This is a genomic window from Vogesella aquatica (assembly GCF_028548455.1).
Lineage (GTDB): Bacteria > Pseudomonadota > Gammaproteobacteria > Burkholderiales > Chromobacteriaceae > Vogesella > Vogesella aquatica.
The window spans coordinates 1-13001 of record NZ_JAQQLF010000031.1 but is presented as its reverse complement, the minus strand read 5'-3'; the positions used below and the strand labels follow the sequence as shown (position 1 = coordinate 13001).

Annotated in this window: 13 protein-coding genes and 1 rRNA gene; 4 read left to right on the top strand and 10 right to left on the bottom strand. The window is 65.4% G+C overall.

The features are described from left to right. Positions 1 to 62: 62 nt before the first annotated feature. Positions 63 to 809 (top strand): pseudouridine synthase, encoded by a 747-nt coding sequence (locus PQU95_RS17825; protein WP_272753252.1) that lies wholly within the window; start codon positions 63 to 65, stop codon positions 807 to 809. A 77-nt stretch (positions 810 to 886) separates the two neighbouring features. Here PQU95_RS17825 and PQU95_RS17820 read toward each other — a convergent pair whose 3' ends face one another. The 8 genes from PQU95_RS17820 to PQU95_RS17785 form a co-directional block, all read right to left on the bottom strand. Next, positions 887 to 1651, bottom strand: a complete 765-nt coding sequence (locus tag PQU95_RS17820; RefSeq protein WP_272753251.1) for a MipA/OmpV family protein — start codon at positions 1649 to 1651, stop codon at positions 887 to 889. Between the two features lie 193 nt (positions 1652 to 1844). Next, on the bottom strand, positions 1845 to 2642 hold the full coding sequence (locus tag PQU95_RS17815) for a glycoside hydrolase family 19 protein (RefSeq protein ID WP_272753250.1): 798 nt from the start codon (positions 2640 to 2642) through the stop codon (positions 1845 to 1847). Positions 2643 to 2744: 102 nt separating this feature from the next. After that, positions 2745 to 3476 carry a LytR/AlgR family response regulator transcription factor gene (locus tag PQU95_RS17810; protein ID WP_272753249.1) on the bottom strand — a complete coding sequence of 244 codons (732 nt, stop codon included), beginning with the start codon at positions 3474 to 3476 and terminating at the stop codon, positions 2745 to 2747. Further along, positions 3473 to 4528, bottom strand: coding sequence for a sensor histidine kinase (locus PQU95_RS17805; RefSeq protein ID WP_272753248.1), 1056 nt, complete (start codon positions 4526 to 4528; stop codon positions 3473 to 3475). The genes PQU95_RS17810 and PQU95_RS17805 overlap by 4 nt, the downstream gene beginning before the upstream one ends. A 10-nt stretch (positions 4529 to 4538) precedes the next feature. Further along, complete coding sequence (locus PQU95_RS17800) at positions 4539 to 5732, bottom strand: hypothetical protein (RefSeq protein ID WP_272753247.1); 1194 nt, start codon at positions 5730 to 5732, stop codon at positions 4539 to 4541. A gap of 3 nt (positions 5733 to 5735) precedes the next feature. Further along, positions 5736 to 6497 carry an outer membrane lipoprotein-sorting protein gene (locus PQU95_RS17795; protein ID WP_272753246.1) on the bottom strand — a complete coding sequence of 254 codons (762 nt, stop codon included), beginning with the start codon at positions 6495 to 6497 and terminating at the stop codon, positions 5736 to 5738. Further along, complete coding sequence (locus tag PQU95_RS17790; protein ID WP_272753245.1) at positions 6490 to 7866, bottom strand: ABC transporter permease; 1377 nt, start codon at positions 7864 to 7866, stop codon at positions 6490 to 6492. Before PQU95_RS17790 ends, PQU95_RS17795 begins: the two co-directional genes overlap by 8 nt. Next, complete coding sequence (locus tag PQU95_RS17785) at positions 7863 to 8558, bottom strand: ABC transporter ATP-binding protein (RefSeq protein ID WP_272753244.1); 696 nt, start codon at positions 8556 to 8558, stop codon at positions 7863 to 7865. The genes PQU95_RS17790 and PQU95_RS17785 overlap by 4 nt, the downstream gene beginning before the upstream one ends. Before the next feature lie 165 nt (positions 8559 to 8723). Between PQU95_RS17785 and PQU95_RS17780 the strand changes: the two genes are divergently transcribed. Then, positions 8724 to 9230, top strand: a complete 507-nt coding sequence (locus PQU95_RS17780) for a MarR family winged helix-turn-helix transcriptional regulator (RefSeq protein WP_272753243.1) — start codon at positions 8724 to 8726, stop codon at positions 9228 to 9230. Between the two features lie 64 nt (positions 9231 to 9294). Next, positions 9295 to 10464, top strand: coding sequence for a cyanate transporter (locus tag PQU95_RS17775; RefSeq protein ID WP_272753242.1), 1170 nt, complete (start codon positions 9295 to 9297; stop codon positions 10462 to 10464). 213 nt (positions 10465 to 10677) lie between these two features. Here PQU95_RS17775 and PQU95_RS17770 read toward each other — a convergent pair whose 3' ends face one another. Beyond that, positions 10678 to 12012 carry an aminotransferase-like domain-containing protein gene (locus PQU95_RS17770; protein ID WP_272753241.1) on the bottom strand — a complete coding sequence of 445 codons (1335 nt, stop codon included), beginning with the start codon at positions 12010 to 12012 and terminating at the stop codon, positions 10678 to 10680. Positions 12013 to 12102: 90 nt separating this feature from the next. On the opposite strand from PQU95_RS17770, the gene PQU95_RS17765 reads away from it, so the two are divergent. Continuing rightward, a complete protein-coding gene (locus PQU95_RS17765) occupies positions 12103 to 12705 on the top strand; it encodes a DJ-1/PfpI family protein (protein ID WP_272753240.1) in 603 nt (200 codons plus the stop codon). Between the two features lie 187 nt (positions 12706 to 12892). Here PQU95_RS17765 and rrf read toward each other — a convergent pair. Further along, positions 12893 to 13001 (bottom strand): 5S ribosomal RNA (gene rrf / locus PQU95_RS17760); the annotation flags it as partial.

Below are 13001 nucleotides of genomic sequence, written 5' to 3'. Positions count from 1 at the left end.
AGCATCGCCAGCGCGACCCTGCACTGCTACACTGCGCGCCTTCCCTTTTGCGGCCAACCTTCATGCTGACCATCCTGTACCGCGACGCGCACCTGATTGCCATCGACAAACCCAGCGGCTTGCTGGTGCACCGCAGCGAGATCGACCGCCGCGAAACACGCTTTGCGGTACAGCTGCTGCGCGACCAGATCGGCCAGCAGGTGTTTCCGGTACACCGGCTGGACCGTGGCACCAGCGGCGTGCTGCTGTTTGCGCTGGATAGCGCCACCGCGCGCCTGCTGAACGACGCCTTTGCCAGCCGCGCCCCGGCCAAAACCTATCTGGCGGTGGTGCGTGGCCACCCGGCCGACAGCGGCGACATCGACCACCCGATTACCCGCCAGCCGGACGAGCGCGAATACGTGCACGACAATGCCCAGCTCAACGCGCAGCCGGCGTTTACCCGCTACCGCACGCTGGCGCGCTGCACGCTGCCGTTTGCCGTGGACCGCTACCCGCAAAGCCGTTACGCGCTGGTACAGCTGCAGCCGGAAACTGGCCGCCGACACCAGCTGCGCCGCCACCTCAAGCACATTGCCCACCCCATCATCGGCGACGCCACCCACGGCAAGGGCGTGCACAACCGCTTCTTCCAGACGCAATACCAGGTTGGCCGCATGCTGCTGCACGCCGCCGAACTGCAGATCACCCACCCGCACAGCGGCCAACCGCTGACGCTGACCGCACCGCTCAGCGGCGATTTTGCCCGCCTGCTGGGCGAGCTTGGCTGGGCCGGTGCACTGCCCGCCCACTGGCTGGGCGAGCTCTGAGCAGCCGTCAACAGGAAACGCCACACGCAAAAAGCCCCTGCCTGCTTTCACAGACAGGGGCTTTCTCCTTTTCCGGCTCAGAAGCGGTAGTTCACGCCCAGCATGCCGGCAACGGTCACATTGCGTTCTACCAGCGGGCTGCCGGTGCGCGCTGCCTCGTCCCACTTCAGCGACGCAGGCAGGTGGCTCACCGACACGCGGGTCAGCACCGCCAGATTGCGGTTGAAGGCGTGGCGCCAGCTAGCGCCCAGCTGGTAGCGGGTGGCCGAGTCGGCCTGGTAGGCCGGCAAGCCGCTGCGGGCCGCCTCGCTGGCACTGATGCCGGTGTAGTATTGCTGGTAAGCCTTGGGCAGGTAGCTGGCCCCGGCCGACACCACGAAGGCGTCCTGCTGCGTGCTGAACGGCAGCACGTTCTCTACCGCCACCGTGGTCAGCGTGGCCTGGTGGCGGCTACCGGCGTCGTGCATGGCTTGCAGCGACAGCGTGGTGCGCGGGTCCAGCGCCCAGCCCAGCTCGCCGCCCACCAGCACCCCTTGCTTGCGCTTGTCCAGCTGGCGTAGCGCGGCAATGTCGTTATCCTTTGGGTCGAACTCGTCAAACTCCCACTGCGCCTTGGCAGTGGCAGTCAGATTGCTGCCCAGCGGCTGCTTCCAGCCCAGCTCCGGGCCGTGCACATAAAACTGGTCGCCCTGGTAGCCCAGCAGCGGTATGGCCATGGCCCGGCCATTGTCACCACGATAAATAGTGCTGCCGACACCGGCGCCGATACCGGCCTGCCAGTCACCGGCCTGTACCGCCATGGCGGCCAGCAGCAGGCCCACGCCTGCCATCCCCTGTTTCATGTCTGCTCCTTGCTGGTTGATAGTCAAGAAAACCGCTATCAATCCTATATGAATCGGTTTACACAAAAACATTATGCGACCAAAGACCGTCCAGCGCGACCAACGGTTCCCTGCCTTCGCCAGCAGCAAGCAGAAAAACAGCCCGGCAGGCTTCCCGTGCCGGGCTGGTGCATGGTGCATGGTGCTGCCTGCCTTAGCCAGCACCGGCGGCCTTGCAAAGCGCCGCCTCGAAAAACAGGGCCTCTGCCTCGGTCTTTCCCGCCACATCGATAAAAGCCTGTGTTGGCAGATAGCCTTTGCCGGGAAAAGCCTTGCGGCTGCTGGCGCTGCACTTGCCAACACAGTTGGCATTGATCACCGCCCGCGCCTGCGCGTAATCCGCCTGTGTGGCAGAGATGAAATCACCCGCCTTTACCCGTGGGCCCTGGCCATTGCTGGCACCGTTGGCGTTCTGGCGGTAGACCTCCGGAATACCTTCGGTGAGCGCAGCCAGCAGGATGCGGTAGCTGTTGTCCGGCGCCAGCGCCAGATCAGGCTGTTCCAGTAGCGGCAAACCCAACAACTCGCCGGCCTTGCGGTATTGGTGGGCGTGCGTCAGCTGCACCCAGCCGCGGCCGTAATAGCGCTGTCCGGTGCGCGGGTCTGGCCGCCCGTAGGCCTTGCCTGCCCCCTCACCGCGCTCCACCGCCGCAGGGGAAAACTGGCGGATACCGGTTTCCACCACCACGGTGGCAAACATGAAAGCGGCCAGTGCCACGCTGTCCACCTTGGCATCCGCCGCCATATAGCCCTGCAGCTGTTTGAGGTTAGCCATGCGCGCCTGGCACGCCTCCACCTTGCCGGGATAACAATGGCGTGCTTGCAGCGCTGGCTGCAGTGCATCCCAGGACACGGCCTGCTGGCTGGCCAGCTGGCATACTGGTGTGTGCTGCGCGGCTTGCGCCATGGCGGATACCAGGCCCAGCACGGCAAGATATGAACAATGCTTCATGACAGCTCCTTATCCAAGACATGCACGGTGCATGTGCATCCAGCTTGGCAAGCTGCCGTCATTTCTTTAAAACCTTGTTTGGCGCCGGCACCTCGGCCGGCCTCACATCTGGCGAAACTGCGCCGCGTGGCTGCGCGACAAGGGCAGGCTGCGGCCGTCTTTCAGCATCACTTGCTGGCGGCCCAGCAGGTCGCGTTCGATGCGGCCAACCTGGGGCAGGCTCACGATATAGCTGCGGTGGATCTGCGCAAAGCGCTGCGGGTCCAGCTGCGCCAGCAGCTCTTTCAGCGGCAGGCGGATCAGGTGCCGCTCGTGCGCGGTAACGATCTCGGTGTACTTGTCGCTGGCCTGGAAATACAGCACCTCGTCCACCGCAATCAGCCGTGTGGTATCACCCAGGCCGGCGTGCAGCCATTGCAGCCAGGTGCGGGTGACCGGTGCGGCCAACTGCGCCAGTACCGCGGCCAGGTCGGGCGCCGGGCGGGTGTCGCGCTGCAGCCGGGTCACGCACTGTGCCAGCCGTGCGTCGCTCACCGGCTTGAGCAGGTAATCGACGGCACTGGCGTCAAACGCCGCCAGCGCGTACTCGTCGTAAGCGGTAACGAACACCACACGGCTGCGCGCTGCCGCCGCAGCCACCTGCAGGCCGGTGAGCCCCGGCATGCGGATATCCAGAAAAGCAATGTCGGGCTGCTCGCGCGCCAGCGCCGCCACGGCGTCAATGCCGTTGTGCACCGGCGGCAACAGCGTGATGTCGGGCCACAGCGCCTGCAAACGCTGCGCCAGGCTGGCGGCCTGCAAAGCTTCGTCGTCGGCAATCAGGATGCGGGTCATGCTTGGTGTTCCTCCAGCGGCAGGCTCAGCTCGGCCACCACGCCGTGCGGCTGCCGCGCATACAGTGACAAGGTGGCGTGCTCGCCGTACAGGGCTTGCAGGCGCTGGCGCACATTGGCCAGCCCTACCCCGCTGCCGCCACCATGGCCGTCCGCCAGCCCCAGCCCGCTGTCGCTGACGCGCAGGCACAGGCAGCCGGGTTGCGCGATGGCTTCAATCAGCAGGCTGCCGCCGGCCACCGCCGGCTCCAGCCCGTGCTGCAGCGCATTTTCTACCAGCGGCTGCAGCAGCAGCGGCGGCAGCGGCAGCCCCAGCCAGCGCTCGGCCACGTCAATGCGGTACTGCAAGCGTGCCTCGCCCATGCGTAGCTGCGCCAGCGCCAGCAGCGGCGTGACCAGCGCCAGCTCGTCGGCCAGCGTCACCTCGCGGCGACGGGTGCGGCTGAGGCTGGCGCGCAGGTAGTCGTTGAGCAGGTCCAGCGCCTGCGTCGCCCGCGCCGGGTCGCTACCGATCAGGCTGCGCAGCGTGGCCAGCGTGTTGAACAGAAAATGAGGCTCGATCTGCGCCTGCAACAGCGCCAGCCGGGCAGCGGTTTCGGCCTGCTGCAGCTCGGCCTGGCGACGGCCGGCGTCGGCCAGCAGTGTGAGGTTGCGCTGGTGGTTGTAGCGGTAATAAAACAGGCTGGCTGCCGAGATGGTCACCAGCGCCATCATGGCGAACTTGCGCAGCTGCAGCGCCAGGTCGGCGCTACCGGCGATACGCTCTGGCACCACGCCTGGCCACAGGCTGCCGGCCAGCGTAAAACCCAGCACTACCGCCAGCGGCATGCAGGCCAGCACATGCCAGAACGCCACCCGCTCCACTTTCAGCGCATAGCACAGCAGCGAGGTGCTGCCCCACATCAGGAAGCCGATGCAGTTGGATACCAGCAGGTTGAAGCCAAAATGCTCGCCCTCTGCCAGCAAGGTCACCAGCGTGGCAATGACCGCGTTAACCATCAACAGGAAAGGCAGCTCGCGGCGCAAATCCACGCGCACATGGGGTCGGCTCATCACCCGGTTCTCAATAATAGAAGTTGCTGAAAAGCTGCCAGCGCAAGGGCTGGCCGCCGTAATGGCTACCCAGCCGGCCCAGGCCGCGCTCGGCGTTGACGCCCAGCGCCAGCCGGTCGCCCTGCCAGCGCAGGCCGCTGCTAAAAAACCGGCTGTCATCGATGCGATCATGCCGCAGCATGGCGGTGGCGACCAGCCCCGGGCGCAGAAAATCCTGCCATTCTGCATGCAGAAACCACTGTTGCCGCGTAGGTGCCAGCGCCGCCTGCTGTGCTGCCTGGCGGTAACGGCCATAGGCTTGCCCCCGCAACGCCGCCCAGTCGGCCGCGGCCAAGGCCTGGCCGTTGTAGTGCCATTCGGCGTGCAGCGTCAGCCGCGTGGCAGCGGTGTAGCCCAGCCCCAGCACGCCCAGCGCCCGCCAGCGGCGCGCGCCGCCACCGGCCAGATCGTGCCGCCGGCTGGCGCTGGCCTCGCCGTACACGGTGGTGGCGTCGCCCAGCAGCAGGCTGGCCGCCACACCGGGCTGCAGCGCCTCACCCGCACCACCGGCCAGCAGCCACTGCGTGCGCAAGCTGCCGCTGCCGGCCACGCTGGCTTGCAGCTGCCAGCGCTCGCGGCGGTTGCTGCTGCCCCAGTCCGGCGACCACGGCGCCGGGTTGGCCGCACTAGCCAGTGCCGGCGCCAGCAGCACGCCGACGCTGCCGCCGTCGTACAGCTGCTGGGCGCGCAGCATCACCACCCCCAGCCGGTTGTCGCGGGCGCTGGCCGGGTCGGCACTGGCGGCAGCGCGCAGGCCGCTGTCGCGCCACACGTCCAGCGGGTTGAAGCCCAGCGCCACGCCACCACGCGGGTTGATGCGGCCAACGTCCAGCGCCTGCTCGGGCGACGGCTGCCAGCTAAGATAGGCCTCCTGCAGCGAGTTCACCTGCGCCGGCCCGCCGGCCTGCGGCCGGAAGTCCAGCCGGTCGGCCAGCACCGCACGCCAGCCGGGCTGCAGCACACTGTCCAGCCGCACGCTGGCAAAGCCCTGCCAGGGGCTGCCCTGCCAGTGCGACAGCTGCAACTGGCCGTGCAGCGGGCTATCGCTTTGCGGCTGGCTGACGGCGGCGTCGGCCAGCGCCAGCGCGTCCAGTTCGGCTGCACTATCCGCTAGCACGGGCAACGGCATGGCGGCCAACAGCAGGCAAAAGCGCAAGCGTGGCATGGTCTACTCCGCCCGGAAGCGCGGTAGATAGTCGCGCTGCAGCCAGGTTTCCGGGATGTCGCGCGCCAGCAGGTTGCCAGTGCGCATCACGGTAATCCAGCCGGGGTCGAGACCGTCGATGATCACCGTCTCCGACGGGCGCTGCACGCCCAGTTGCAGCTGGTAGCGGCGGTAAAAGGCGGTTTTCAGCAGGCGGCCACTATCACTGTAGAACTGGCCCTTGATCGGCCGACTGTTGGCCGCGTCCACCCACAGCGTGATGCGCGGATAGGTCACGTCGTCATGGCTGGCCTGCAGCGCCAGCCGGTAGCTGGCACGGCTCTGGCGCTCGCCGTCCTGGATTGCCTCCTCGCCGTCCAGCCGGGCACGGTAGTCGCGCGCCAGGTTGACCGTCATCACGTCGCCGTTGGCGGCCTGCCCCAGCAGGCGCTGTTGCGGCGAGATACGCACGCTGGCCTTGCTGGCCGGGTCGTAAAACCACAGCTCGTTGCCGTTTTTCAGCATCAGCTTGCCCGCATCGCGTAGCGGCGCCAGAAAGCGGATCAGGTTGCGGTACTGGCCGCTGTCGCTGGCCGGGCGGGCGTAGATCTGCAGCTGGGTCTGGCCCTGTTCGCGGCCGTTGCGGTACTCGATCAGCGTGTTATCCAGCGAAAACGACTGCCCGGGGTTGCGGATGGCGTCGCTGGCGGCCAGCAGTTGCTGCGCGTCCGGCGCGGCCTGGGCAAGCCCTGCGGCCAACAGCAGGGTAAACAGGAGCTTACGCATGACGCAGGGCCTCCACGATATCCAGACGGGCGGCGCGGCGGGCCGGCCACCAGGCCGACAGCACCGACAACACGATCAGCCCCACGGCAGTGGCCAGCAGCATGCCGTACTCGCCGGCCACGCGGACCAGCAGCGGAATGCGCTCGCTATTGCCCGGCGGCAGCCAGGTGAGGCCGCTGTGGTTGATCAGCCAGGCCAGGCCCAGCGCCAGCAAGCTGCCCAGCAGCGCGCCGCCCAAGCCCAGCAGCAAGCCCTCGCTGACAAACAGGCGGCGGATGCCGGCCTGACGCAGGCCCAGCGCGCGCAGGGTGCCGATTTCCACCGTGCGCTCCACCACCGCCATGCTCATGGTGTTGCCCACGGTAAACAGCACGATGGCGCCGATCAGCACCGCCACAAAGCCGAGGATGGCGGCAAACATGCCGGTGATCTGGCCGTACTGCGGGTTGAGGGTGGCAAAGTCCTGCACCACCAGCGGCTGGCTGCCGCCTTGCAGCAGCTGCGCCAGGCGGGCACGCGCCGCCGGCATATCGCTGCTATGGCGCAGCTGCAGCACGATGGCGCTGACCTGCGGCGTGTCCTGGCCGTACACCAGTTGCTGCGCCTGCGTCAGGTGCAGCTGCACGCTGATGTCGTCCAGCGCCTTCACGCCCTGCTGCTCGGCTTTCACCACCTGCAGGCTGGCCACATTGGGCGCGCCACTGGCACGCGCCGCCAGCAGCTCGATCTGCACACGGCCAAGGTTGGCCGCCGGCGCCGCCACCGGCAAGGCTGCCAAGTCGGCCGGCATGGCGCGGCCCTGCTCATTCGCGGCCAGCGGCTGCGGGCAATCTTTTACCTGCAAAGGAGTACACAGCTGTAGCACACGTGCCACGCCGGTACCCACTACCGCGGCGTTGGGTGCGGTGCCGGTGAGCGCCACGCTGCGCTGCGGCAGGCCCACCATGCGGTAGTCGTTCCACTGCTTAAGCTGGTTTTGCCCGACCACGTCCACACCACGGCCGTACACGGTGCGCGACACGCCGGCGGCAAAGTTGCCGGCAATGCCGCCCAGGTCCAGCACCGGGGTCACCACTTGCAGCAGCGGCGCCAGTTGCGGGTCGGCCTGCAGGGTTTGCATCAGGCGGGTGTAGTCACGAATGCCGTAGGCAGCCGGGTTGCCGCTGCCGAACAGGAAGTAATCGCGATGCTGGATCTGCAAATGCCCGCTACCGCGCACAAAGTCGGTTTCCAGGCCCAGGCGGATGTTGCGGTCGTAGCCGCCAAAGATCAGCACCGCCACCACGCCGACGATCATCGCCAGCAAGGTGGTGAGCGTGCGGCGGCGGTTGCGCACCAGGTTGCGTGCGGCCAACTGTAGCGTGTTCATGCGGCCTCCTTCACGGCGGCGGGCGCCTGTAGCTGGCCGTCGCGCAGCAGCACGGCGTGGTCGGCAGCGGCCAGCAGCTGGGCGTCGTGCGACGAGAACACAAAGCAGGTCTGGTACTGGCGCTGCATGTCGCGCATCAGCGCGATGATGGCGGCGCCGGTGTGGCTGTCCAGGTTGGCGGTGGGCTCGTCGGCCAGCACCAGCGCCGGGCGCAAGGCCAGCGCGCGGGCAATGGCCACCCGCTGGCGCTGGCCGCCAGAGAGCTGGCCCGGCAGGTTGGCCGCACGGTCGGCCAGGCCTACCGCGTCCAGCAGCTCGGCGGCGCGGCGGCGGCGCTCGCTGGCGGCCACGCCGGCCAGCAGCAGCGGGTATTCCACGTTCTCGCGCGCGGTCAACACCGGCAGCAGGTTGAAGTGCTGGAACACAAAGCCGATGTGGCGGGCGCGAAAATCGCTGAGGCGGTTGTCGTCCAGCGTATCCAGGCGCTGGCCGGCCACGACGACGTGGCCGCTGTCGGGGCGGTCCAGCCCGCCCAACAGATTGAGCAAGGTGGACTTGCCGCTGCCCGACGGACCGCTGAGTACGGTAAAGGCGTTGGCCGCAATACTCAGGCTAACGCCACGCAGCGCCGGCACATCCACACTACCCAGGCGGTAATGGCGGCTAAGATCAATCACTTCGATGGCTGACATGATTCACTCCTCTCGATCAATGCCAGCAGACTAAACCGTGCTGTGGCCACCCGTGCAGCCGTGCGACCAGCGGTGGAATACCTCGACAAACGGTAACCGGGCAGGATGAATGGCCAGACAGCCACGCCAATTTTAACTTCCAAGGAAGTGACTTCCGGGGAAGTTTTGTCTACACTACGCCCCATGGACCAGATCGACCGCATCATTGCCGAATGGCAAGTGACCCAACCCTCGCTCGACACCACCCCGCTGGCGGTGCTGGGGCGCATTGCGCGCCTGATGGGCTATTTCGAACAAGTACGCGATGGCGTACTGGCGCAGCATCAGCTGAAGTACGGCGAGTTTGATGTACTGCTGACCCTGCGCCGCCAGGGCGAGCCTTATACCCTGAGCCCGTCACAACTATCGCAATCGCTGCTACTGACCAGCGGCGGCATCAGCAAGCGCATCGACAAGCTGGAAAACGCCGGCCTGGTAGAGCGCCTGCCGGATGATGCCGACCGCCGCGGCGTGATGATACGCCTGTCGCCGGCGGGCCTGGCCAAAGTGGACGCCGCGCTGACCCCGCATACCGATGCCCAGCTCGACCTGCTAGCCCATCTGCCTGCCAGCGACCAGCAAGCCTTGGCCACACTGCTGCAACGCTGGCTGACCGCGCTGGAAAACACCTGACACCACCCCTAACACCGTCAGGCTGCGCGCGGCCTGACGCCGTGTGCTGCCGATGGGGAATACCATGCCATCACACACACGTACCCTGTTAACCCTGCTGATCATCCTGTGCGGGCTCAATTTGCGCCCGATTCTGGCCGGCACCGGCCCGCTGCTGGAGCCGATACGCGCCGCCACCGGCCTGAGCTTTGGCGGCGCTGCCCTGCTGACCACCCTGCCCGTGGCCATGATCGGCTTGTGCGCCTTCGCCCTGCCGCTATTCAAACGCTGGCTGGGCAGCAAAGGCGGCATTCTGGCCGGCGTGTTGCTGATTGCCGCCGCCTGCCTGCTGCGCCTGAGCGAAACCACCAGCGCGCTGATGCTCTCTGCCGGCATTGCCGGCCTGGGCATTGCCATCGTGCAGGCACTGGTACCGGCGCTGATCAAACAGCACGGCGGTAGCCACGTGTCGCTGATGATGGGCTTGTACGTTACCTCCATCATGGGCGGCGCCACCCTCGCCGCCGGCAGCACGCCCTGGCTGGCAGGCCAACTCGGCTGGAGCCCGGCACTGGCGGTATGGGCCATCCCTGCCGTGCTGGCAGCCTTGCTGTGGCACAGCAAAGCCCCGGCCGAAGTCAGCCACGCCACCAGCAGCGCATCGCATATCGGCCGCATGTTCGGCAAAGCACGAGCATGGTCACTGGCGCTGTACTTTGGCATTGGCACCGGCGTGTACGTCTGCACGCTGGCCTGGCTGGCACCATTCTTTGTCTTTCTGGGCTATAGCGCACAGCAATCCGGCCTGATGCTCAGCTACATGACCGCCTTCGAAGTTGCCACCGGCTTGTTGCTGCCCATCATTGCCGCCCGCTACCACGACCTGCGCCCATGGCTGCTGTTTACCCTGGCGGCCAACCTTGCCGGCCTGGCAGGCCTGGCCTGGTTACCGGGCCAGCACAGCCTGCTTTTTGTGGCATTGCTGGGTGCCGGCATCGGCGGCCTGTTCCCGCTCACCATGATCCTGACACTGCAACACGCAGACGATGCCCAAACCGCTGGCGACCTGACTGCCTTCGTGCAAGGCGTAGGTTACCTGCTGGCCGCCATCGCCCCGTTTGCCGCCGGCTGGCTGCGCGACCTCACCGCCAGCTACGCGCTATCGTGGCAAATGCTGGCGGGCACGGTGCTGGTGCTGCTCATCATGACGCTGCGCTTTCACCCGGCACGCTACCAAAGCGCACTGAGTCACTAAAACCTGCTAACACTATTTCTTGCTGGGCGCAGGCCCGGTAAGTTTTCCCATGCCCGGCACAGCGTGGTGAACCGGGTGCTTCCCCGCGCAAGCTCGATAACGCCGTAGTGGGAAGCTTATCGGGCCTGCCCTTCGCGGTGCTGCTTTGTCAAACCGTGCTGGCCGGGATCGGCCTGCCGCACCGCCGCCGCTGCAAAATAGCGTTAACAGGCCCTAATCACCCAGTTTGTCCAGCACTTGCCGCACCAGCTGCAAAGCTTGCTGCAAGGTAGGCAGCCCAGGAGAACCCAGCGCCAGACGCACTGCTTGCGGCACATGCACGGTGCAGGCAAACGGTGCGGCAGGAGACATGGCCACCCCGTGCTGGCGCAGCTCAGCCACCAGGGGCTCGGCACGTACTGCCGGTGGCAAAGGTAGCCATAAAAAGTAGGAAGCAGGATGGCTGACGTAAGGAATACCCGCCAGTGCCGCAGCTGCCACGGCCTGGCGCCGGGCCGCATCCTGCCGCTTCTGCGCCTGTAGCCGTGCCACAGTACCATCAGCAAGCCAGCCGCAAACCAGCGCACTCATTACCCCTGGGGTATTCCATGCCGTAGCGCGAATCACGCGCTCCATGGCCGCGCGCCAGGCAGGGGGTGCCACTACATAACCTACGCGCAGACCAGTAGCTACACTTTTGGAAAACCCGGACACATAAACAGTCAGCTCCGGCGCAAGTGCCGCCAACGGCGGTGGCGCACCATCCACCAAAAAGGCATACGCCGCATCCTCGATCAATAGCAACCCGTGCTGACGTGCAAGCGCCACCAGCTGCTGGCGCTGCGCGGCAGACATCACCCAACCCAGCGGGTTATGCAAAGTAGGCATAGTGAATAGCGCACGAACCTTGCGTTGGCGGCATAGCTGCGCCAGCGCATCCAGATCAGTCCCCCCTGCGATCTGTGGCACCGCTAGCAGTGTCAGATGCAGGGTATCGGCCAGCACCTTGAAACCCGGATACGTCAGCGCATCCACTGCCACGACATCACCCGGCTGCAATGTGGCCATCATCGCTACCGCTAAACCGTGCTGTGCACCATTCACGAGCAGGACGTGCTCCGCCCCTACCTGCAAACCGTGATCTGCCAGATAGCCTGCCACCATCGCGCGTTCACGCAGCCGCCCACCATGCGGCTGGTAGCACAGCAAGCTCTCCAACTCACCGGCCAAGGCCAGCTCACGCAGTGCATCACGCAGCATGTGCCCCTGCCCTGACAGATTCGGGTTGTTGAAATTGAGGTCGATCATGTCCTGACCTAACAGCGGCTGGTCTATACCCAAGCCCGCCGGCAGGACGGTGTTCCGCACAAACGTCCCCCGCCCGGATTCGCCAGATACCAGCCCCATGGCAGCCAGCTCGGCGTAAACACGCGTAGCGGTCGCCAGCGCCAGCCCTTCCTTTGCTGCCAAAGCGCGATGCGTCGGCAGACGGGTACCAGGCGGATAGCGTCCGCTACGAATATCCGCAGCCAGCCCTTCCACCAACTGCTTATAGCGCGGCAAGCCCATGGCAATGTATCCAGTACAATTTTTTGAATGTACTGATTTTTCACTTTACGCTGACCATTCGCAAGCCAATCACCCAAATGGAACAGCCACATGCATATCGCCATCCTTACGTTCGACGGCTTCAACGAGCTGGATTCGCTTATCGCCTACGGCGTACTGAAGCGCATCAAACAGCCTGGCTGGCAAGTCTCCATCGCTAGCCCCAGACCGCAGGTCAGCTCCATGAACGGACTGACACTAACGTCGCACATACCATTACACGCAGCAAACCAAGCTGATGCAGTCATCATCGGCAGCGGCGTACAAACACGCCAAGTGGTAGCAGATGCCGAACTGATGGCCCAGCTGCAGCTAGACCCAAGCCAGCAACTATTGGCGGCGCAATGCTCCGGCACACTGATTCTCGCCAAACTTGGCCTGCTGCAAACCATTCCAGCGTGTACAGACCTCACCAGCAAACCATGGGTGCAAGAGACAGGTGTGCAAATCCTCGATCAGCCATTTTTTGCCAAAGGCAACATCGCTACAGCAGGCGGATGTCTCGCCTCGCCCTATCTGGCGGCTTGGGTTATCTGCAAACTAGTTGGGATTTCTTCTGCGGAAAGCGCCTTGCACTACTTGGCCCCTGTTGGTGAAAAAGACAGCTACGTCGAGCACGCCATGCAATGCATCAGCCCCTTTCTTGCCGGATAGCCGCCTCAGCCAAAACAGGAGTAGATTTATGGCAAGATAATACAGCTAATGCATAAAGCCCGCGATAGCGGGCTTTATGCCGGGGTCGGCGGGCTGCGGCCAACGTTGGCTGCGGGGTGGTGCGCGGTATTTTCGCCGCACCAAAGCACAAAGCCCAGCTCGTCTGAGCTGGGCTTGTGTATCGGGCGTCTGGCGGTGTCCTACTTTCACACAGGTATCTGCACTATCATCGGCGCTGAGGCGTTTCACGGTCCTGTTCGGAATGGGAAGGCGTGGGACCACCTCGCTATGGCCAC

Coding starts and splice junctions, on each gene's coding strand:
- PQU95_RS17825 (WP_272753252.1), top strand. CDS start 63: ATGCTGACCATCCTGTACCGCGACGCGCACCTGATTGCCATCGACAAA.
- PQU95_RS17820 (WP_272753251.1), bottom strand. CDS start 1,651: ATGAAACAGGGGATGGCAGGCGTGGGCCTGCTGCTGGCCGCCATGGCG.
- PQU95_RS17815 (WP_272753250.1), bottom strand. CDS start 2,642: ATGAAGCATTGTTCATATCTTGCCGTGCTGGGCCTGGTATCCGCCATG.
- PQU95_RS17810 (WP_272753249.1), bottom strand. CDS start 3,476: ATGACCCGCATCCTGATTGCCGACGACGAAGCTTTGCAGGCCGCCAGC.
- PQU95_RS17805 (WP_272753248.1), bottom strand. CDS start 4,528: ATGAGCCGACCCCATGTGCGCGTGGATTTGCGCCGCGAGCTGCCTTTC.
- PQU95_RS17800 (WP_272753247.1), bottom strand. CDS start 5,732: ATGCCACGCTTGCGCTTTTGCCTGCTGTTGGCCGCCATGCCGTTGCCC.
- PQU95_RS17795 (WP_272753246.1), bottom strand. CDS start 6,497: ATGCGTAAGCTCCTGTTTACCCTGCTGTTGGCCGCAGGGCTTGCCCAG.
- PQU95_RS17790 (WP_272753245.1), bottom strand. CDS start 7,866: ATGAACACGCTACAGTTGGCCGCACGCAACCTGGTGCGCAACCGCCGC.
- PQU95_RS17785 (WP_272753244.1), bottom strand. CDS start 8,558: ATGTCAGCCATCGAAGTGATTGATCTTAGCCGCCATTACCGCCTGGGT.
- PQU95_RS17775 (WP_272753242.1), top strand. CDS start 9,295: ATGCCATCACACACACGTACCCTGTTAACCCTGCTGATCATCCTGTGC.
- PQU95_RS17770 (WP_272753241.1), bottom strand. CDS start 12,012: ATGGGCTTGCCGCGCTATAAGCAGTTGGTGGAAGGGCTGGCTGCGGAT.
- PQU95_RS17765 (WP_272753240.1), top strand. CDS start 12,103: ATGCATATCGCCATCCTTACGTTCGACGGCTTCAACGAGCTGGATTCG.